We start from the raw sequence: 20,167 nt of genomic DNA on the forward strand, positions 1-20,167 counted from the left end.
CTATAGCCGGGAAAATCACTCACATAGGCCGTTCAGCGCAACGGCTCCAGGCGCAGGGGGAGGCCGTCGGCGGGGACGGGTAGCGAGGTGTTGTCCCAGCGCGGCCGGTAGCCCGGCGCGACGGTGATGCGGTGGTGGCGCAGCAGCTCGTGCAGGATCGCCGTCACCTCGAGCGAGCCGAACAGCATGCCCAGGCACTTGTGCACGCCGCCGCCGAACGGGATCCAGGCGTCGCGGTGCGCGCGGTCCTCGCGGCGGTGCTCGGCGAAGCGCTCGGGGTCGAAGGTGTCGGGGTCGGTCCAGATCGCCGGGTCGTGGTGGTTCACCGCGCCCGCGACCATCACCAGCTGGCCCTCCGGGATGTGGTGACCCAGCAGCGCGGTGTCGCGGACGGTCCGGCGCATGACGATCGGCACGGGCGCGGCGAGGCGCAGCGACTCCTTTATGACCAGGTCCAGCGTGCCCAGCGACTGCAGCGCCGCCGCGTCGGGGGGCGCGTCGCCGAGCGCGAGCGACTCCGCCCGGGCCCGCTCCTGCCACTCCGGGTTCGCCGCCAGGTAGTAGGCGGCGGCCGCGCTGGTGATCGTCGAGGTGTCGTGCGCGGCCATCATCAGGAAGATCATGTGGTTGACGACGTCGGCGTCGCTGAACGCCTCGCCCTCCGGGGTCCGGGCCCGGCAGAGCGCGGAGAACAGGTCGTCGCCGTCACCGGCGCGCTTGGCCGGCAGGGCCTCGGTGAAGTAGCGCTCGAGCAGGGCGCGTCCCCGCAGCCCCGCGCGGTAGCGGGTGCCGGGCAGGTCGCGGCGCACGATCGCGCTGGCCGCCTGCACGCAGTCCATGAACGCCCGGTTGACCGCCTCGGCCTCCGGCCCGGAGCGCCCGTCCATGAAGACGCGGGTGGCGACGTCAAGGGTCAGGCGCTTGAGCATCGGGTAGACGCGCACCTGCCGGTCGGTCGGCCAGGTGGGGATCGTCTCGCGCAGGACGGGGACCGTCCGGTCGACGTAGCCGCGGACCCGGGCGGCCGTGAAGGCCTCCTGCATGACCCGCCGGTGGGTACGGTGGTCGTCGCCGTCGAGCAGCATCAGCCCGCGGTGGAAGAAGTCGTCGACGAGGAAGCGCCACCCGTCCTGCGAGTAGGCCTTGTCGGGGTTGGTGAGCACCGCGTGGGTGGCGTCGGGGCCGGCCGCGATCACGACGTCCTCGCCGACGAACCCGCACCAGGACACCGGCCCGAGCGCCGCGTGGCGCGCGCGGGTGAAGGCGTGGCCGTAGCGGATGTAGGACAGCGTGTGCCCGAGCACCGGCGGGCCGGGCGTGCCCGGCACCGGCGCGAGACCGGAGCCCGCCGGGGGCTCGGCCAGCGGCCGGACCTCCCGCGGACGCATCCGCTCGAGCAGACGGCGGTCGACGCCCGGCGGCATCGGCGCGAGGACGGCGGACGACAGGCGCTCGCCCGTCACGGTGCGGACCGCGGACACGGCTACCTCCAGGGACTCCCGACAGCCGCGAACGGTAGACACAACTGGCTTCTGTGTCCACGCCGAGGACGCGTTCGACGTTCGTGTCGAGAATCCGCTATCGTCCGGCGCCGTGCCCAGCTCGTTCACCGACCGCGCCCGCGGCCTCGTGCGCGACGACGCCCTCGAGCGGGCCGCCGAGCTGCTCGTGGCCGGGGGCTGGCGCGGGCTGCGGCTGCAGGACGTGGCCGACGGCATCGGTGTCAGTCGCCAGACCCTCTACAACGAGTTCGCGAGCAAGCAGGGGCTGGCCGCGGCGCTGGTGCTGCGGCGGACCGAGGAGTTCCTGGCCGACCTCGAGGCCGCCCTCGACGGCGAGGACGACCTCCACCGCGCGTGGACCGGGGCGGTGCGCACGACGCTCGACACGGTCGCGCGCGACCCGCTCCTGCGGGTCCTGCTCACCGGGCAGGGCGCCGGCGACCTGCTCCCGCTGCTGACCACCGAGGCCGAGCCGCTGGTGGTGGCGGCGCGCGACCGTGCCGCCCGCTTCCTCCTGCGGCGCCGCCCGGAGCTCGACCCGGCCACGGCGTCGTCGGCCGCGGAGATCGCGGCGCGGCTGACGATCAGCCACCTCGTGCTGCCCCTGCACACGCCCGACGACGTCGCCGACCAGATCGCCACGGCGGTCGTGCGCTACCTCGCCGACCCGTGAGTGGAGTTCCCGGCCATAGCCGGGAATTCCACTCACGTAGGAGCAGGCGCCCGACCCACCAGGACCACGCCGAGGGCGCCGAGGGCGGCGACGACGGCGAAGGCGTAGAAGCCCCACGGGTAGGCGATGCCCGCCTGGAGCAGGGCGCCGCCGATGATCGGGCCGGCGATGGCCCCGAGACGGCCGACGCCGCTGGCGGTGCCGAGCGCGGTCCCGCGGGCCTCGGCCGGGTAGAGCTGCGAGACGTACGCGTACACCAGCACCTGGGCCGAGAAGACGAAGATGCCCGCGAGCAGCACGCTGACGTACACCCCGACCCCCGGCAGGCGGATCGAGAGCAGGGCCAGGAACAGGGTCGCGGCGGAGAACCAGGCGATGGTCGCCGGGCGCACGCCGATCCGGTTGGCCACGGTGCCCGCGAGCAGCAGCCCGAGGATGGCGCCGATGTTGAGCACGAGCAACAGCGCGAGGGCCGCGCCCAGCTCGTAGCCCGCCGACCGCATGATCTCCGGCAGCCAGGTGTTGAGGCCGTAGACCAGCAGCAGGCCCATGAACGAGGAGATCCAGAAGGCGATCGTCGGGCGCGCGAAACCGTCGCGGAAGAGCGTGGTCAGCGGGTTCCGGCGCTCGGCGCGCCAGCTGCTGTCCCGGCTGCCACCGTCCTGACGGCGGGCCAGGAACGCGGCGGACTCGGGGAGCTTGGCCCAGAGGAGCGGCACGAGGATCAGCGCGGGCACCGTGCCGGCGACGAACATCGCCGGCCAGCCGAACGGCGCGATGAGCAGGATGCCGAGGAGAGCCGTCAGGACGGCGCCGACGTGGTAGCCGGTCATGAGGATCGTCGTGGAGCTGCTGCCGCGCCCGGGCGGGGCGTACTCGGCGACCAGGGCGAGGGCCACGGGCAGCACGCCGCCGAGCCCGAGGCCGGCGAGGAAGCGCAGGCCGCCGAGGACCTCCGGGTTCGGCGCGAACGCGCAGGCCAGGGTGAGCACGGAGAACCCGGTCACGGTGCCGATCATGGTCGCCCGGCGGCCGATCACGTCGGCGATCGGGCCGACGGCCAGCGCGCCGACCATCACGCCGAGCAGGCCGACGGTGACGACCACCGAGGCGCCGGCGGGGTCGAGGTCCCAGGCGGGGTCCCGGAGCAGGACGGGCATGACCACGCCGAGCACGACGAGGTCGAAGCCCTCCAGGGCGACCGCGGTCCAGCAGAGTGGGCGGACCCACCCGGTCGCGGCGTCGCGGGCGGTGGAGCCGCTGGTCGCGGCTCGGGGCTCGGTCGTCATCACGCACGTCCTCGTCGGGGTGGTCGGTGGCGGACAGTATGTGAGCCGTCACAGGACGGGTCACGGGCGCTTCCGGTGACCGGGAGATCGCTACGAATCGGGCTGCCCGTCGCACCGGGTGACAGTCCGGTGAAGGCGCCGACACCCCGGCGAGTCGCGCACGGACACGCACGTGGCGACTCCTAGGCTGATCGCACGAGTACTCGACCGGGCACGCGAGGGAGGGGCACCGCGATGGGGAACCCACAGGCGGTCCTCTGGTCACCCGATCCCGACGCCCCAGAACCACCACAACGCACAGAACCCGTGCCCCCCGGGCCGGTGAAGGAGACCGTGGACGAGGTCCCGCCCGGTCGCCCACGACGCGAGGTGCCCGTCCCGGGCCCCCTCGACGGCCACGGCCCGGCGACGGTCCTCGCGATGTGCAACCAGAAGGGTGGCGTCGGCAAGACGACGTCGACGATCAACCTCGGCGCCGCGCTCGCGGAGTACGGGCGACGGGTGCTGCTCGTCGACTTCGACCCGCAGGGCGCGCTGTCGGTCGGCCTCGGCGTCCAGCCGCACCAGCTCGACCAGACCATCTACAACCTCATCGTCGAGCGGAAGACCACCATCGACGAGGTCATCATGCCGACGTCGGTCGACGGGATGGACCTGCTGCCGTCGAACATCGACCTCTCCGCCGCAGAGGTCCAGCTGGTCACCGAGGTCGGCCGGGAGCAGACCCTCGGGCGCTGCCTCGCCCCGGTGCTCGACCGCTACGACTACGTCCTCGTCGACTGCCAGCCGTCGCTGGGGCTGCTCACGGTCAACGCCCTGGCCTGCGCCGACGGCGTGCTGATCCCGCTCGAGTGCGAGTTCTTCAGCCTCCGCGGCGTGGCCCTGCTGATGGACACGATCGAGAAGGTCCAGGACCGGCTGAACCCCAAGCTCGAGATCACCGGCATCCTGGCCACCATGTACGACCCCCGCACGCTGCACACCCGCGAGGTGATGACGCGCGTCGTGGAGGCCTTCGGCGAGCTCGTGTTCGACGCCGTCATCAACCGGACGGTCCGCTTCCCCGAGACCACCGTGGCCGGGGAACCGATCACGCGGTGGGCCACGAAGTCCGCAGGCGCCGAGGCCTACCGCGCCCTCGCCCGTGAGGTCATCGCCCGGTGACGCTGGCCCCCGAAGCACCCCGGGCGACCCAGGCGCCCGAGCGGAGCCGCTTCCAGGTCAGCCTGCACAACTTCACCGGGCCGTTCGACCTGCTGCTCCAGCTGATCGGGCGCCACGAGCTCGACGTGACCGAAGTGGCCCTGAGCCGCGTCACCGACGACTTCATCGCCTACACCGCCGCCCTGGGCGACGACGCCGACCTCGAGGAGACCACGGGCTTCCTGGTCGTCGCGGCGACCCTGCTCGACCTCAAGGCCGCGCGCCTGCTCCCGCAGGCCGAGGTGGAGGACGAGGAGGACCTCGCGCTGCTCGAGGCCCGCGACGTCCTGTTCGCGCGCCTGCTGCAGTACCGCGCCTACCAGCAGGTGGCGGCGCTGTTCCGCGAGCTCGAGGGTGCGGCGCGCATGCGCTACCCGCGGGCGGTGACGCTCGAGCCCCGCTACGCCGAGCTGCTCCCGCCGGTCCAGCTCGGCGTCGACGCCGAGGGGTTCGCGGAGCTGGCCGCCGCGGTCTTCCGCCCGGTCCCGCCGCCGACGGTGGGTCTCGACCACCTGCACGCGTCGACGGTCTCGGTGCCCGAGCAGGTCGAGATCCTGTCGGGTCGCCTGCGCCGGCGGGGGACGGCGACGTTCGCCGAGCTCGTCGAGGACTGCGAGCACGGCATCGAGGTCGTGGGACGCTTCCTCGCCGTGCTGGAGATGTACCGCTCCCGGGACGTCGCGCTCGACCAGCCCGAGGCGTTCGCCGAGCTGCGGGTGCGCTGGGCGCCGGGCGGTGACGCGGGGAGCGCCACCGACGAAGCGGAGCGGAGCTCGGCAGACACGGCGGGCCTGGTCGAGGAGGACGAGTGACGGATCCCCTCGAGGAGATCGAGGAGGCCCTGGCGTCCGACGAGGAGCTCCTCGCGGCGCTGGAGGCGGTGCTGCTCGTCGTCGACACCCCGGCCCCGACCGTCCAGCTCGCCGACGTCCTGGGCCAGTCGATCCCGCGGGTCAAGGACGCCCTCGAGGGGCTCGCCGCCGAGTACACCGAGCGCGGGCGCGGGATGGAGCTGCGGTCGACCGGCGACGGCTGGCGTCTCTACAGCCGCGACCGCTTCGCCCCGTACGTCGAGCGCTTCGTCCTCGACGGGCAGCGCACCCGCCTGACGCGCGCGGCGCTGGAGACGCTGGCCGTCGTCGCCTACCGCCAGCCGGTGACGCGCTCCCGGGTCGCGGCGGTGCGCGGGGTGAACGTCGACGGGGTCATGCGCACGCTGGCCGCCCGCGGGCTCATCACCGAGGCGGGGACGGACGGCGCGGGCGGCGGGACGCTGTACCGCACCACCGAGCTGTTCCTCGAGCGCCTGGGCCTGGATTCCGTCGACGACCTGCCGCCGATCGCCCCCCTCCTGCCGGACGTGGACGACATCGACGAGTAGTTCTCGTTGTGCAGGGAACGTGGGGTCCGTGCAGGAACTCCGCAAGACCACCGGCGGCGCGATCCGGGGCCGCATCGACGACGGGGTGGCGAGCTTCCTCGGCGTGCCCTACGCCGCGGCACCCGTGGGACCCCGCCGCTTCTCCCGTCCCGAACCCGCCGTGTGGGAGGGGGAGCGGGACGCGACCACCGCGGGCCCGACGGCCCCGCAGCTGCCCACCGACCGCCCGGGGATGCCCGCGCTGAGCCCCGTGACCGGGCCGGGCTGGATCCCGGGCTCGGACTACCTCACCGCCGACGTGCGCGCCCCGGACACCGCCGACCGGCTGCCGGTCCTGGTCTTCCTGCACGGCGGGGCCTTCGTCAGCGGCGCCTCGCGGGCGACGATCTACGACGGGACCGCCCTGGCGCGCGAGGGCGCGGTGGTCGTCTCCGTGAACTACCGGCTCGGGGTCCCCGGCTTCGCCGACCTCCCCGGCGTGCTCGCGAACCGCGGGCTCCACGACCAGATCGCCGCGCTGGCCTGGGTGCACGCCAACGCCGCGGCGTTCGGCGGCGACGCCGACCGGATCACGGTGTTCGGCGAGTCCGCGGGCGCCCTGAGCCTCGCCGCCCTCCTCGCGGCCGCGCCGCCGGGACTCGTGCGGCGCGCGATCGTGCAGAGCGGCGGGGGATCGCACGTCCTCGCCTGCGAGCAGGCCGCGGTGACCACCGCCGCGCTCGCCGCCGACCTCGGCGTCGCGCCCGCGGACCTCGTCGAGGTCCCGGACGAGGGCCTCGTCGCGGCGGTCGGGCGCCTCGCCGCGCACCCGCCCGACCTCGCCGTCGACGGCCTGCGCGACCCGCTGATGGGCCTCGCGCCGCTCGGCCCGGTGCTCGACGGCGAGCTGCTGGACCGGCAGCCGGTCGACGCGATCGCCGCCGGCGCCGCGGGGGAGGTCGACCTGCTGGTGGGCAGCAACGCCGACGAGATGGCGCTCTACCGCATGGTCTTCGACGTGCTCGGGGTTCCCGAGCCCGACGAGGACGGTCTGCTCGCCGCGGTCGGCCGCCTGCATCCCGACCCGGCCGACGTCGTCGCGGCCTACCGCGCCGCGGGACGGGGCACGACGCCCGCCCAGGTGGCCGACGCCGTGGGGACCGACTGGATGTTCGGCGTCCCGACCCGCCGGCTCGCCGACGCGCACACCGGCTCGACCTGGCGGTACCGCTTCGACTGGCGCTCGCCGGGACACGACGGGCGCCTCGGCGCGAGCCACGCGATGGAGCTCCCGTTCGTCTTCGACACCGTGGGACGGGTCGACACGGCCGCGCTCGCGGTGCCCGACACCGACGAGACCCGGGCCCTCGCGGCGCGGATGCGCACGGCGTGGGTGGCCTTCGCCCGCGACGGCGACCCCGGCTGGCCGGCCTACACCGCGTCGACCCCGACCACCCGGGTCTTCGACACGCAGGACACGACCACCGACGCCCCCGACGGCCCGGAGCAGGCGGTCTGGGACGGCATGCGCTAAGGGGTCTCCCTCAGCCGGCGTCGAGGAAGCGCACCTCCAGCTCGGCGAGGAACGCGTCGGCCAGGCGCTCGACGGCGTCGGCGTCGGGCGCGATGCGGTCGCCGTCGCGCAGCCCCAGCACCGAGCGGTCGACGACGTACTTCACGGCCGTGTTGGTCGTGAACACGCCCTCGTGCTCGACGAGCGACCCGGCCACCAGCTCGAGCTCGGTGACCGGGTTGGTGTCCTTTCCCGAGACGGGCCGCACGCGGTGCACGAAGCGCCGGTCGAGCGCGAGGAGCACGACGTTGCCGAGCTCCGGGTCGTCGTACGTGCGCAGCGCGGCCAGCTGGGTGGCGACGGCCTTGCGCGCCTGGTCGATCTCGTCACGGGTGAAGGTCCTGCGTCCGAGCACGGCTCCTCCTCGGGTCTGCGCCTGAGAATCCCCACCGGGGTCTCGACAGGTAGTCGCAGGCCGCGCCGCAGATGTGACGAGCAGGCCTGCGTACGCTGGAGGACTGATCGAGCAGGGGAGTGGTGTGGGCGAGTCGGGTGAGGGCGGTGAGGGGATCCGCCTGCAGAAGGTGCTGGCCGAGGCGGGTGTCGCCTCGCGGCGACAGGCGGAGATCCTGATGCGGCAGGGCCGCGTCGAGGTCGACGGCAAGGTCGTCAAGGAGATGGGGCTGCGGGTCGACCCCGACCGCTCCGTGATCCACGTCGACGGCGACCGCATCGTCACCGACCACGAGACCGTCCACTTCGCGCTGAACAAGCCCGAGGGGATGCTCTCGACGATGTGGGACGACCAGGGTCGCCGCTGCGTCGGCGACGTCATCCTGGAGAAGTCGGAGGGGCAGCGGCTGTTCCACGTCGGGCGCCTCGACGCGGCCACCGAGGGCCTGCTGCTGCTGACCAACGACGGCGAGCTGGCCAACCGCCTCATGCACCCGTCCTACGAGGTGCCCAAGACCTACCTCGCCGAGGTCCGCGCCCCGATCCCGAAGGACCTGGGCCGCCAGCTGCGCGCCGGCGTCGAGCTCGACGACGGCCCCGCGGCCGTCGACAGCTTCAAGGTCATCGACCGCGACGGCGCCCGCGTCATGGTCGAGGTCGTGCTGCACGAGGGCCGCAAGCACATCGTGCGCCGCATGCTCGAGGCCGTCGACAAGCCCGTGCAGCGCCTCGTGCGCACCGCGGTGGGCGACGTCCGCCTCGGCGAGCAGCGCCCGGGCACCCTGCGCAAGCTGGGGCGCGACGAGGTGGGCGCGCTGTACCGGGCCGTGGGCTTGTAGCGGTCGACGGGAGGAGACCGCCCCCACCCGCACCGGACAGGGCCCTGCAGCGCAGGGCACAATGGACTTCCGAACGGGGTGCGGGCGACGTTCGGGAGGCGGGACGGCATGCACGGGATGCTGCGCGGGGTGGTGGCCGTCGACGGCCCCTCCGGCACGGGCAAGTCGACCACCGCACGCGGGCTGGCGATGCGCCTGGACGCGCGCTACCTCGACACCGGGGCGATGTACCGCGCGGCGACGCTCGCGGTGCTGCGCTCCGACGTGCCGCTCGACGTCGCGAAGACGGCCGCCGAGGGCAACGACGACGTGGTCGCCGTGGCGCTCGGGGCCCGGGTGGAGCTCTCGACCGACCCCGCCGAGCCGCGTGTTCGCCTCGACGGTGAGGACGTGGACGCCGAGATCCGGGGCACGCAGGTGACCGCGGCGGTGTCCGCGGTCTCCGCGCTCACGGCCGTCCGCGAGCACCTGGTGGACGAGCAGCGGCGGATCGTCGCCGAGGTCGTCGAGGACGGCGGCGGGATCGTCGTCGAGGGCCGCGACATCGGCACCGTCGTGACGCCCGAGGCGGGCCTGAAGGTCTTCCTCACCGCCTCCGAGCTGGTCCGCGCGGGCCGGCGCGACGCGGAGAACACCGCCGCCGGACGGGCGGGAGCACCGGACACGCAGGCCGACCTCGCCCGTCGCGACCGGCTCGACTCCTCCCGCACGGCGTCCCCGCTGCGCCCCGCGGAGGACGCGGTCGAGGTCGACACCTCGACACTGGACATCGACGGCGTGCTCGCACGCCTGCAGGAACTGGCCGAGGACCGCGGACTGGTCACCGGCCTCGCCGACGCAGGAGTCGGCCACATAGGAGGATGACGTGACGCAGGACCTGCCCGCTTCGCTGCTCGGCGAAGGCACGGGCGACCTGCCCGACGACGACGGAGCGCCGGTCCAGCCGGTGCTCGCCGTGGTCGGGCGCCCCAACGTGGGCAAATCGACGCTGGTGAACCGCATCCTGGGACGCCGCGAGGCCGTCGTCCAGGACGTCTCCGGCGTGACGCGCGACCGGGTGGCCTACGACGCCCTGTGGAACGGGCGGCGGTTCACGCTGCTCGACACGGGCGGCTGGGAGCCCGGCGCGAAGGGCATGCAGGCCGCCATCTCGGCGCAGGCGGAGACGGCGATGGCCACAGCCGACGTCATCCTGCTCGTCGTCGACGGCCAGGTCGGCGCGACGGCGGTCGACGAGGCCGTGGCGCGCACGCTGCGCCGCTCGGACCGCCCGGTGATCCTGGCCGCGACCAAGGTGGACGACATGCGGGCCGAGGGCGAGCTCTCGGCCCTGTGGCGCCTCGGGCTCGGCGAGCCGCACCCCGTCTCGGGTCTGCACGGCCGCGGGTCGGGCGACCTGCTCGACCTGGTGCTCGAGGCCATGCCCGAGAGCCCCCGTGACGACGGCCTCCTGCTCGAGGGGGGGCCGCGACGGGTGGCGCTGGTCGGCAAGCCCAACGTCGGCAAGTCCAGCCTGCTCAACCAGCTCACCGGCGAGTCGCGCTCGGTGGTCGACTCGACCGCGGGCACGACCACCGACCCGGTCGACTCGCTCGTCGAGATCGACGGCGAGATGTGGAAGCTCGTCGACACCGCAGGCCTGCGGCGCAAGGTCGGCCAGGCGTCGGGCACCGAGTACTACGCCTCGCTGCGCACGAAGGCCGCGATCGAGGCCGCCGAGGTCACGGTGCTGCTGCTCGACGCCTCGGAGCCGATCAGCGAGCAGGATCTCCGCGTGGCCTCCCAGGTCGCCGACGCCGGCCGGGCCCTCGTGCTGGCCATGAACAAGTGGGATCTCGTCGACGACGACCGCCGCGACGCCATGGTCCGCGAGCTCGAGCGGGCACTCGTGCGCTTCCCCTGGGTCGAGCGGATCAACATCTCGGCGAAGACGGGGCGGTCGGTGCGCAAGCTCGCGCCCGCCATGCGCACCGCGCTGGAGAACTGGGACCGCCGCGTGCCCACCGGCCAGCTCAACCAGTGGCTCGCCGACATCGTCGCCGCGACGCCCCCGCCCGTGCGCGGCGGCAAGCAGCCGAAGATCCTCTACGCGACGCAGGCGCAGAACCGGCCGCCGACGTTCGTGCTGTTCACCTCGGGCTTCCTCGAGGCCGGCTACCGGCGCTACCTCGAGCGCAAGCTGCGCGAGACGTTCCCGCTGACCGGCACCCCGGTGCAGATCAACGTGCGCGTCCGCGAGAAGGGGAAGCGCGGCGGGCGCGGACGCTGATACATTTCCAGGACCAACACGTCCTGAGGAGTGATCGACGTGCACGATCTCGGCCCTGCCGCACAGGAGATGGCCCGTCTGGTCGCTCTCGTGCCCGACGACCACCTCGACCGGCCCACCCCGTGCGGGACGTGGACGGTGCGCGACCTGCTCGGCCACCTGCTCGCCTTCAGTGCCCACTTCATCGGCGTCGCACGGCACGAGGCGGGGCAGGCGGGCGGGCCGCCCGCCGAGCTCCCGCCAGACTGGCGTGGTGTGGCCGACGCGCGCCTCGCCGACCTGGCCGCTGCGTGGCGCGAGCCGTCGGCGTGGGAGGGCGAGGGCAGTGCGGGCGGGCTGACGATGCCCCGGGCGCAGCTCGGTGTCGTGGCCAGCGAGGAGCTCGTGCTCCACGGGTGGGACCTCGCGCAGTCGATCGGCGCCGACTTCACCGTCCGCGACGAGGACCTCGCGATCGTCGCGGAGTTCGTCGCCGGCTTCGAGCACGTCCCGCAGGAGGGCCGCGCGGGGCTCTACGGCCCGGTCGTCGAGCCGCGGGGTGCCGGCGAGCTCGATCGCGTGCTCACGCTCGCGGGCCGTGACCCGCAGCGGCCGGTGGCTGCCGGGGCCGGCTGAGGTCTCCGGCACCGTGTTGCCGGTGCCCCGGTCGTCACGAGCGGCGTGACGGCACCACGGCGGCGGCGAGGGCGGCGCGGTCGGCGAGGCCGAGGCGGGTGCACGCGCGGTAGATGTGGCTCTCGACGGTGCGCACCGAGACGTGCAGGCGTGCCGCGATCTGACGGTTGGACAGGCCCTCGGCGGCCAGCACGGCCACCTCCCGCTCGCGGCTGCTGACCGGGAGAGGAGCCCGCGCCAGCGCGAGCGCCGGGGTGCTCGCGCCCTCGCAGCGCTCGGCCAGGGCGCCTGCCCGGTCCGCGGCGTCGCCGCCGAGCGCGAGTTGCCCCTGGTCGCGGGCAGCCCCCGCCGCGTGCGCCGCCGCGTCGGCCGCGGCCAGGAGGAGCCCGCACGCCTCCAGGTCGTCGGCCGCGGCGAGCAGGGCGTGCGGGTCCTGGGCGGCGAGACCGGCGGCGTGGACCGCGGCCGCTCGGGCGCGCGGGGTGCCGAGGGTCTCGGCGAGCGCCCGCAGCGGCGCCTCCTGGTCGCGGTCGCCGGCCCGCACGGCGGCGTGCCGGGCCACCAGCTCGAGCGCCCGCTGGCCACGGGACGCCGCGGTGACCGACAGGCGCCGGGCCGCGGCCACGGCCTCGTGTGCCGACCCGCGGGCCGCCGCGATCCAGACGTGGGCCAGGGCGGCGTCGCCCTCGTCGGCCCGGAGCACGGGGTGGCGGGTCTGCTCGCTGTGCCGGAGGGACTCCGCGGCACCGTCGGCGTCCCCGAGCTGGGCGCGCGCCTGGGCGATCATGGCGTGGAACCAGGCCGTCCAGCCGCCCCCGTGGCCGGGGAAGGTCGGGAGGATGCTCTCGAGCAGGCGCCGGGCCGTCGCGGCGCGACCGGCCTCCAGCGCGAGCCGCCCGTGGTAGAGCGCCGACCAGGTCGCCCCGTGCTGCCCGGGCAGGTCGTCCACCCAGGCGAGGCGCGCCGACGGCCCGTCGAGGACGCCCGAGTAGCCGGCGTCGAGGATCTCGGCGAAGCCGAGGTTGCCCAGCATCGCCCCGAGCTCCGGCGCCCGTCGTGCGGCGTCCATGCCCCGGGCCACGAGCTCGCGCACCCGGTCGCTCCGCCCGCCCGCGAAGGCCTCGCCGTAGGCCGCGGCCCAGCACGCCCAGGTCGACGTCTGCGGGGACGCGCCCGGCCGGTCGAGCGCCGAGGTCGCCGTCTCGATGCCCGGGCCGACGTCCCCGGAGCCGACCAGCAGCGCGGCGCGGAACGCGAGCGATTCGGGCAGCGGCGCGCCTGCGGCGTCGACGCCCTCGCGGTCCAGGAGGGCGCGCGCGTCGTCGCCCCGGTCGAGGATGAACATCAGGACGTGGGCGCGGGCGAGCACGGCGCGGGCCCGTTCGGCCTCGGTGGCCGCGGCCGCGGTGGCCGTGGCGAGGGCGGTCTCGGCCTCCTCGGCGCGCATCATCCAGGCGAGCAGGAAGCCGAGGCCGAGGTGCGCGTCGAACCCCCCGACCCCGTCCGCCGCGGCGCGCAGGAGGCGCTCGGCGAGCGCGAAGTCGGTCAGGTTCATCGCCTGTTCGGCGGCGAGCATCAGGAGCGTCGCGTCGGGCGGGGTGTCGCTGTCGAGGTCGAGGACGGCGCGCCGGAGATCGTCGCCGGCGCGCCGGGCCCCCGTGGCGCGCAGCGCGCGGGAGATCTCCCCGCGCAGCCGGCGCGCCCGCGGGACGCTCAGCCGCGCCCGCGTCACCTCGCCGTAGAGGGGGTGGGCGAGATGCACCTCGGATCGGGCGCCCGCCGTGACCACCCTGATGAGCTCGCGTTCCGCGACACGCTCGACGTCGCCCGCCGTCGCCAGCTCGGTGAGCAGGCCCAGCCCGACGGGCTCCCCGAGGGCGACGAGGTCGAGCACGTGGCGCTCGCCCTCGTCGAGGGTCCCGATGCGCTCGACCAGCAGGTGCTCGAGTGCGGGGGAGAGGGCCACGGGACCGTGCCATTCCCAGTGGCCGTCGACGGCCACGAGACGCTGTGCCGCACGCTCGCCGTCGACGAGGTGCCGCAGCCACAGCACGTTGCCGAGCGTCGTGTCGTGCAGCCGTCGCTGGGCCCGGGCGTCGAGCGGGCCGCCCAGGGCGGCGCCCAGTAGGTCCGCGGCCTCGTCGGGGGCGAGCGGCTCCATCTCGACGCGCTCACCGACACCGTCCTTCCAGACGGCGGTGATCGCCTCCGGGCACGGCTCGCCGGTCCGGACGGTGAGGACCAGCCGGACCGCGTGCTCCACGGCGAGCTGGTGGACCAGCGTGGCGGAGACGTCGTCGAGCATGTGCGCGTCGTCGACGAGCAGCAGCATGCGCGGACCCTCGGCGCGCAGTGCCGCACCCACCCGGGCGAGGGCGGAGACGGCGCCGGTCTCGTCGTCGGCGTCCAGCCAGGGGGCGAACGCCCCCAGGGGCACCTCGCGGGACGACGCGGACGCCGTCGCGACCGCCACCGTCTCCTCCGTCGCCGCACGGGCGACGAGCTCGCGCGCCAACCGGCTCTTGCCCACCCCGGCGGCGCCGGCGACCACGACGACGCCGTCACGCTCGAGGAGCGACGCGACCGCCCGGAGCTCCGCGTCGCGTCCGGTGAACGGCCAGGCTCGACCGGGAGCGGGACGCGCGGGTCGGGGCACCACGGTCCTCCGGGGACGGAGTGGGGGAGCCCGAAAGTCTGCCGCAGCAGGCCCGAACGTGTGAAGCCAGGGTCAGCTCAACGGGGGAGCCGGCCCTCCAGCTCGGTGACCGTGGCCCGGGCGCCCCGCTCGTGCAGGGCGTCGAGGTGGGCCCGGTAGGCGCTCGTGAACCGCTCGTCGTCGATCAGGTCGCCGAAGAGGTCGCGGTCGGCGAGGAACGCCAGCGGCTCGTCGGGGTACCGGCGGGCGGCGGCGATGCGGTCCTCCGCGCGGCCGGTGTCGACGACCTCGATCGGCTCGCCCTGCTCGTCGACGCCCTCGGCGTAGCGGGCCCAGGCGGCGACGATCAGCGCCGAACGCTCGAGCTCGCCGTGTTGTCCCCCCTGGCTGTTCTGCAGATTGATCCGGATCACCGGCACCAGCCAGGTCGGGATGCGGTCGGAGCTCTCCGCGGCCAGCCGGGCGAGCGTGTCGCGGATTTCCGGGTTCGCGAAGCGCTCGATGAGCGTGGCCTTGTAGTCGTCGAGGTCGACACCGGGCACCGGCGCGAGCGTCGGCGTCGCCTCGCGGTCCATGTAGGCGCGGGTGAACCCGGCGAAGAGCTCGTCGCCCGCCACCTCGTGGGCGTAGCGGTATCCGGCGAGGTAGCCGAGGTAGGCGATGGCCTGGTGGCTCGCGTTGAGCAGGCGCAGCTTCATGAGCTCGTAGGGCTCGACGTCGTCGACGACCTGGACGCCGACGTCCTCGAACGGTGGGCGGCCGGCCGCGAACCGGTCCTCGAGCACCCACTGCGTGAACGGTTCGCAGACCACCGGCCAGGCGTCGACGATGCCGGTCGCGGCCTCGAGCTCCTCGCGGTCGGAGTCGGTGGTGCGCGGGGTGATCCGGTCGACCATGGAGTTGGGGAACGGGACGTTGCCCTCGATCCAGTCGGCGAGCTCGGGGTCCTTCCGCCGCGCGTAGGCGGTGATCATCGCGTGCGCCACGTGTCCGTTGCCCTGGATGTTGTCGCAGGACATCACGGTGAAGGGCCCCGTGCCGTCGTCGCGTCGACGGCGCAGCGCCTCGACGATGTAGCCGAACGTCGTGCGCGGGGGAGTGCCGGGCTCGGCCGCGATGTCGGCCTGGATCGCCGGGTCGCGGTCGTCGAACTCCCCGGTGCTCGCGCTCTTGTGATAGCCGCCCTCGGTGACGGTGAGGCTGACGATCCGCGTCGCCGGGTCGGTCATGCGCTCGAGCACGGCGTCGGGATCCTCGGGGGCGTAGAGGTAGTCGACGATCGAGCCGATCACCTGCGCCTCGCGCCGGCCGTCGGCGTGCTTGAGCACGAGGGTGTAGAGGTCGTCCTGCGCCTCGGTGACCTCGGCCATCCTCTTGTCGGACTCGAGGACGCCGACCCCGCAGATGCCCCAGTCCAGGGCCTTGCCCTGCTGCATGAGCTGGTCGAGGTACATCGCCTGGTGCGCCCGGTGGAACCCGCCCACCCCGAAGTGCACGATGCCGACCGACACCGCGCCGCGGTCGTAGGTCGGACCCGGGACATCCGCGGGCAGATCGGCCAGGGTCGCCGCCGTCAGCGTCGTTGCAGCCACCCGGCCACTATGTCGTGCGACGACCCGTGCGCGCAGCGCTGCGGTCAGACCGGGCGGGTCGCCCGCCGCCGCAGCAGGCCGCGGCGGGGACGGACGCCGATCAGCCCGCTCCTCCCGTCCTCGATCAGCGACGCGACCGTCTCGGCGGCGTCCCGGCGGTTCATGCCGATGCCGCCACCGGGTCCGCGCTTGATCCAGCCCACCACGTAGGTGCCCGTGCGACCGTCCACCCGCCCCGCGTGGTGCGGGACGGTGCCGGTCTCCTCGTCGAACGGCAGGCCCGCGAGCGGACGTCCCCGGTGGCCGACCGCGCGCACGACGAGCCCCGCGCGCAGCTCGGTCGGCCCGTCCGGCCCGCCCACCCGGATCCCGGCGACGTGCTCGTCGCCGAGCAGCGCCTCCGTCGGCGCATGGAACCGCAGGACGATCCGCCGACGCCCCCCGGTCGGCGGCACGTCCTCGGAGCGGACACGCCGCAGGCCCTGCAGCAGCGCCGCGTGGTCGCCGGGCGCCGCGGCGTCGATCGCCTCGCCCACCCGGGGGTCGTGGTCGTCGACGACGACCTCGAGGTCGTCGCGGTGGCGCAGCGCGAGCAGCTCGCCGCGGGTGTACGCGGCGTGCTCCGGCCCGCGCCGCCCGAGCAGCACGACCTCGCGGACCCGGCTCGACCGCAGCCGCTCGAGGGCGGCCGGGGCGATGGCGCTGTCCGCGAGGCGCGCCGGGTCGGCGGTGAGCACCCGGGCGACGTCGAGCGCGACGTTGCCGGTGCCGACCACCGCGACCTGCTCCGCGCCCGCCCCGTCGACCGGGACGGCGCCGGCGCCGATCTCGGGGTGGCCGTTGTACCAGCCGACCACGGTCGTCGAGGGCAGGTTCCCGGCCAGCTCCTCGCCCGGCACACCGAGGGTCTTCGAGGTCGGCGCGCCGACTGCGTAGACGACGGCGTCGTGGCGACGGGCCAGCTCGTCGACCCCGACGTCGCTGCCGACGTCCGTGCCGAGACGCAGGCGCAGGCGGTGGTGGTCGTGGTAGCGGGCGAAGGACTCGCCGATGCGCTTGGTGTCCGGGTGGTCGGGCGCCACCCCGAACCGCACGAGACCGCCCGCGACCGGGAGCCGGTCGTAGAGCGTGACGCGGGCCGTGGTGTGCAGGAGCAGGTCCTGCACCGTGTACATCCCGGCGGGCCCGCTGCCGACCACCGCGACGTCGAGCTCCGGGAAGTCGGCCGGCAGCACGCGGTCGAACCGCACCGGGCCCCAGTCGTGGAAGAGCGGGGATCCCTCGGGCGGCCCGGCCGGCTCGGTGCCGGCGAAGTAGTCGGCGTTGATCGCCGGGTAGTCCGCGAGCGCACCGGTCAGCGACTCGACGGGGTGGACCGCGTCGACCGGGCAGACCTCGGCGCACGCCCCGCAGTCGATGCACGTCCGCGGGTCGACGTAGAGCATGTCGGTGGTGCCGAAGTCGGGCTCGTCGGGCGTCGGGTGGATGCAGTTCACCGGGCACGCCGTCACGCACGAGGCGTCGGTGCAGCACAACTGCGTGATGGCGTAGGGCATGCCAGGTCCCCTCGTGTCCTAGAGGACGTGCGCAGCGCGGTAGATCGCCTTGGCCGGCGCGGTGAGCAGGCCCGCGGAGTCGAGGAACTCCATGAGGCCGGCGCAGCTCGAGCGGAGCAGGGCGCGGTGGTTCTGGTTGCGCTTGGCCTCGCGCTTCGCGCGCTTCGGGTCGAGGCCCGCGTTCTCGTAGACCTTGCCGTTCCACATGCTCGTGACGATGAAGAAGCCGGCGAAGGCGACCACGAGGGCGTTGAACTGCCGACGGGCCGCGCCCGCGCCCTGCAGCCGCTCGCGGGTCTCCTCGCGGGCGAAGCGCATGTGCCGCGCCTCTTCCACGACGTGGATGTTGTTGATCGTCCGCGCGAACGGGGCGACGCGCTCGTCGCGCATCCAGTCGCGCTGCATGACGTCGAGGACCTCCTCGGCCACAAGGATCGCGGCGTAGGCGGCCTCGCCCCGGGCGAGGGTCTTGAACACGCGCCCGCCCTCGACCACGTACCGCGGCGGGCGGTACGCCGGCGCACCGAGCTTCTTCGCGCCGCGCGCGAACATGATCGAGTGCCGGCACTCGTCCGCGACCTCGGTGAGCGCCCACTGGAACGCGGGGTCCGTCGGGTCCTTCGCGTAGAAGTCCCGGATCACCATCTGCTGCAGGATCATCTCGAACCAGATGCCGGTGCTCGCGACCGACGCCGCCTCCTGGCGGGTCAGGGCCGCACGCTGCTCCTCGGTCATCTCGTCCCAGTAGGACGTGCCGTAGAGCGTGCTCCACTCCGGGCTGGCCCCGTGGTGCAGCGGGTCGACCGGGCTGTCCCAGTCCACCTCGCGCACCGGGTCGTAGGAGAGCTGGTCGGACGAGTCGAGCAGCCGTGTCGCGACGTCCGCCCGGTGCGAGAGGTCCTTCTCTGCGGTCGTCATGATCTCCTCCAAGCCGTACCGCGGGTCACTGTTACCTGCGGTTAGTGATACCCAAGGTAGCGGTAACACCATGTCCGGCTGTGCCCACGTGTGACCGCCGTCATGGGGACGCCGATCACGCGGGGAGGAGGCGTTCGGGGACCGCCTCAGCTCAGGGGCGGGGCCGGGCCGGGGGAGCGCCGTGGGGTATCGTCTCCGGCGTCGCGCCCACGGGCGTGGCGGTTCGGGACGTGGCGCAGCTTGGTAGCGCACTTGACTGGGGGTCAAGGGGTCGCAGGTTCGAATCCTGTCGTCCCGACGCAGCTCAGCGCTCGATGGATCTCCGTCGAGCGGCTGAGCGAGTCGGCTGTGGAGCGGGTCGTGGTGCGACCCTCTCGATGGCGGTCCGACCGCCTCGCCTCAGTGACGCTAGGTCGTCCCGAGGCTCGTGTCGAACGGCCCGGAGTCCACGAGTCAGCCGACAGGAAACGACGTGGCCTCGCGTGCACTCGTGCCTGCGATGCCTTCGACGTGAGCGGCGAGACGCCAGCCCCCCGGTGGCCTCGGTCGAGGTGATGAGGCCCGGGAGATGCCTGGAGGCGACGCACCGCGTGCGCCCGGTTCATCCTGCCGACCTTGCCGAGGTGACAGCGCCGAGTGCGGTCGACGTTGCCGCGACGTGAGCCGACGAGGATTTTTCTCCCTGCCGCGCGACCGACACGCGGAAGGACACCGGGCACATAACGCGCGCATGAGGCCTTTGGTGGCGCCGGTTGAACCCCGCCAGCCGATGACTCCCGGGGGAGGCAGCGACGACGGAGTCGGCGTCGATGCCGGCCAGCCCGTGGCGGCTGCGAGTCGACTCGCAAGTCACCGCTGCTGCGAGTGACCTCGTGACGATCGGCGCTGACCAGCTCATTCGGCCCGTCCCGGGTCGACACACCTGTCAGCGTGAAGGTCGGTGGCGTGGGTCGCGACGACGGCACCGCGGTAGAATCACCGTAGCGAGCGAGGGAGGAACCCATGGCCCGACCGGAGGCCAGCCCACCGAGACGCCCACGCGGTGGGTCCGGGTCGAGTCAGGCAGGGGCGTTCCTGTCCGGCGCGTCGTCGATCCCGACGACGACGCGAGGTCGACGGACCCGGGCGGCGTTGATCAACGCTGCCCGCGAGGTGTTCGAGGAGCTGGGTTTCCGCGACGCGCGCATCTCGGACATCGCGAAGCGCGCCGGCACGTCCTACGGGGTCTTCTACCACTACTTCGACTCCAAGGAGTCGGTGCTCGACGAGCTGTTCACCTCCGTCACCGGGGACATGTACAACGCGTCCCAGGCGCGCTCGAAGTCCGACGGGGACGTGGTCGACAAGATCCGGGCGAGCAACCGCCAGTACCTCGTCGTGGCGGCACGCAATGCGCAGCTGATCGCGATGATCGAGGAGCTGGCCTACCGCGACCCCCAGTTCCGCGAACTGAAGCTCCGCATCCGCGAGCCGTTCCTCCTCCGCAACGAGGCCGGGATCCGACGGCTCCAGGAGCAGGGGCTCGCCGACCCGAACCTCGATGCCGCGATGGCGGCGTCGATGTTGGGCGGGATGATCGAGCACTTCACGTTGTTGTGGTTCTTCCACGGCGTCCCGTACGACGAGGAGCTGGCTGTCGAGACCCTGACCAGGCTCTGGGCCCAGGCGATCGGGATGAGGCTCGACGAGTCGGGGCGTCTGGTGCAGGGAGCTCGTTGACACCAGCGAT

General features: G+C 73.8%; 17 protein-coding genes and 1 tRNA gene. 11 read left to right on the forward strand and 7 right to left on the reverse strand.

What is annotated here, in order from left to right:
* Positions 1-32: 32 nt before the first annotated feature.
* Positions 33-1,493 (reverse strand): cytochrome P450, encoded by a 1,461-nt coding sequence (locus PH191_RS27325; RefSeq protein WP_420791859.1) that lies wholly within the window; start codon positions 1,491-1,493, stop codon positions 33-35.
* Between the two features lie 100 nt (positions 1,494-1,593).
* Here PH191_RS27325 and PH191_RS27330 point away from each other — a divergent pair, with 100 nt between their 5' ends.
* Positions 1,594-2,175, forward strand: coding sequence for a TetR/AcrR family transcriptional regulator (locus tag PH191_RS27330; RefSeq protein ID WP_274197783.1), 582 nt, complete (start codon positions 1,594-1,596; stop codon positions 2,173-2,175).
* A gap of 32 nt (positions 2,176-2,207) precedes the next feature.
* Here the strand turns inward: PH191_RS27330 and PH191_RS27335 are convergent, their stop codons facing one another.
* Complete coding sequence (locus PH191_RS27335) at positions 2,208-3,464, reverse strand: MFS transporter (protein ID WP_274197784.1); 1,257 nt, start codon at positions 3,462-3,464, stop codon at positions 2,208-2,210.
* 234 nt (positions 3,465-3,698) lie between these two features.
* Here PH191_RS27335 and PH191_RS27340 point away from each other — a divergent pair, with 234 nt between their 5' ends.
* The 4 genes from PH191_RS27340 to PH191_RS27355 are packed head-to-tail and all read left to right on the forward strand — an operon-like array spanning position 3,699 to position 7,561.
* Positions 3,699-4,628, forward strand: coding sequence for a ParA family protein (locus PH191_RS27340; protein ID WP_274197785.1), 930 nt, complete (start codon positions 3,699-3,701; stop codon positions 4,626-4,628).
* Positions 4,625-5,479: a segregation and condensation protein A gene (locus tag PH191_RS27345; RefSeq protein ID WP_274197786.1), complete on the forward strand. Its 855-nt coding sequence runs from the start codon at positions 4,625-4,627 to the stop codon at positions 5,477-5,479. Before PH191_RS27340 ends, PH191_RS27345 begins: the two co-directional genes overlap by 4 nt.
* Positions 5,476-6,048 carry an SMC-Scp complex subunit ScpB gene (gene scpB / locus PH191_RS27350; protein WP_274197787.1) on the forward strand — a complete coding sequence of 191 codons (573 nt, stop codon included), beginning with the start codon at positions 5,476-5,478 and terminating at the stop codon, positions 6,046-6,048. Before PH191_RS27345 ends, scpB begins: the two co-directional genes overlap by 4 nt.
* 28 nt (positions 6,049-6,076) lie before the next feature.
* Positions 6,077-7,561 (forward strand): carboxylesterase/lipase family protein, encoded by a 1,485-nt coding sequence (locus PH191_RS27355; RefSeq protein ID WP_274197788.1) that lies wholly within the window; start codon positions 6,077-6,079, stop codon positions 7,559-7,561.
* Positions 7,562-7,571: 10 nt separating this feature from the next.
* On the opposite strand, the gene PH191_RS27360 is transcribed toward PH191_RS27355, so the two are convergent.
* Positions 7,572-7,955 (reverse strand): hypothetical protein, encoded by a 384-nt coding sequence (locus tag PH191_RS27360; protein WP_274197789.1) that lies wholly within the window; start codon positions 7,953-7,955, stop codon positions 7,572-7,574.
* Positions 7,956-8,079: 124 nt separating this feature from the next.
* Here PH191_RS27360 and PH191_RS27365 point away from each other — a divergent pair, with 124 nt between their 5' ends.
* The 4 genes from PH191_RS27365 (at position 8,080) to PH191_RS27380 (ending at position 11,716) form a co-directional block, all read left to right on the forward strand.
* Complete coding sequence (locus PH191_RS27365; RefSeq protein ID WP_274192393.1) at positions 8,080-8,832, forward strand: pseudouridine synthase; 753 nt, start codon at positions 8,080-8,082, stop codon at positions 8,830-8,832.
* Between the two features lie 108 nt (positions 8,833-8,940).
* Positions 8,941-9,696, forward strand: a complete 756-nt coding sequence (cmk, locus tag PH191_RS27370; protein WP_274197790.1) for a (d)CMP kinase — start codon at positions 8,941-8,943, stop codon at positions 9,694-9,696.
* A 1-nt stretch (position 9,697) separates the two neighbouring features.
* Positions 9,698-11,101, forward strand: a complete 1,404-nt coding sequence (gene der, locus PH191_RS27375; RefSeq protein WP_420791856.1) for a ribosome biogenesis GTPase Der — start codon at positions 9,698-9,700, stop codon at positions 11,099-11,101.
* 39 nt (positions 11,102-11,140) lie between these two features.
* Complete coding sequence (locus tag PH191_RS27380; RefSeq protein WP_274197791.1) at positions 11,141-11,716, forward strand: TIGR03086 family metal-binding protein; 576 nt, start codon at positions 11,141-11,143, stop codon at positions 11,714-11,716.
* A 34-nt stretch (positions 11,717-11,750) separates the two neighbouring features.
* Here PH191_RS27380 and PH191_RS27385 read toward each other — a convergent pair whose 3' ends face one another.
* From PH191_RS27385 to PH191_RS27400, 4 genes are all read right to left on the reverse strand, one after another.
* On the reverse strand, positions 11,751-14,372 hold the full coding sequence (locus PH191_RS27385) for a helix-turn-helix transcriptional regulator (RefSeq protein WP_274197792.1): 2,622 nt from the start codon (positions 14,370-14,372) through the stop codon (positions 11,751-11,753).
* Between the two features lie 77 nt (positions 14,373-14,449).
* Positions 14,450-15,964, reverse strand: a complete 1,515-nt coding sequence (locus PH191_RS27390; RefSeq protein ID WP_274197793.1) for a mannitol dehydrogenase family protein — start codon at positions 15,962-15,964, stop codon at positions 14,450-14,452.
* A gap of 44 nt (positions 15,965-16,008) precedes the next feature.
* Positions 16,009-17,520 (reverse strand): FAD-dependent oxidoreductase, encoded by a 1,512-nt coding sequence (locus PH191_RS27395; RefSeq protein ID WP_274197794.1) that lies wholly within the window; start codon positions 17,518-17,520, stop codon positions 16,009-16,011.
* Positions 17,521-17,538: 18 nt separating this feature from the next.
* Entirely contained in the window at positions 17,539-18,438 is a 900-nt protein-coding gene (locus tag PH191_RS27400; protein ID WP_274197795.1) for an AurF N-oxygenase family protein, read from the reverse strand.
* 224 nt (positions 18,439-18,662) lie between these two features.
* Here PH191_RS27400 and PH191_RS27405 point away from each other — a divergent pair.
* A tRNA-Pro gene (locus PH191_RS27405) sits at positions 18,663-18,736 on the forward strand.
* 833 nt (positions 18,737-19,569) lie between these two features.
* Positions 19,570-20,157, forward strand: coding sequence for a TetR/AcrR family transcriptional regulator (locus PH191_RS27410; protein WP_274197796.1), 588 nt, complete (start codon positions 19,570-19,572; stop codon positions 20,155-20,157).
* The last annotated feature ends 10 nt before the right edge of the window (positions 20,158-20,167 follow it).

The sequence above is a fragment of the Actinomycetospora callitridis genome (assembly GCF_028737265.1).
Taxonomy (GTDB): Bacteria; Actinomycetota; Actinomycetes; order Mycobacteriales; family Pseudonocardiaceae; genus Actinomycetospora; species Actinomycetospora callitridis.

Excerpts from the sequence above, each read along its gene's own strand:
- PH191_RS27335 (WP_274197784.1), bottom strand. The coding sequence starts at position 3,464 with ATGACGACCGAGCCCCGAGCCGCGACCAGCGGCTCCACCGCCCGCGAC.
- PH191_RS27340 (WP_274197785.1), top strand. The coding sequence starts at position 3,699 with ATGGGGAACCCACAGGCGGTCCTCTGGTCACCCGATCCCGACGCCCCA.
- cmk (WP_274197790.1), top strand. The coding sequence starts at position 8,941 with ATGCACGGGATGCTGCGCGGGGTGGTGGCCGTCGACGGCCCCTCCGGC.
- PH191_RS27395 (WP_274197794.1), bottom strand. The coding sequence starts at position 17,520 with ATGCCCTACGCCATCACGCAGTTGTGCTGCACCGACGCCTCGTGCGTG.
- PH191_RS27400 (WP_274197795.1), bottom strand. The coding sequence starts at position 18,438 with ATGACGACCGCAGAGAAGGACCTCTCGCACCGGGCGGACGTCGCGACA.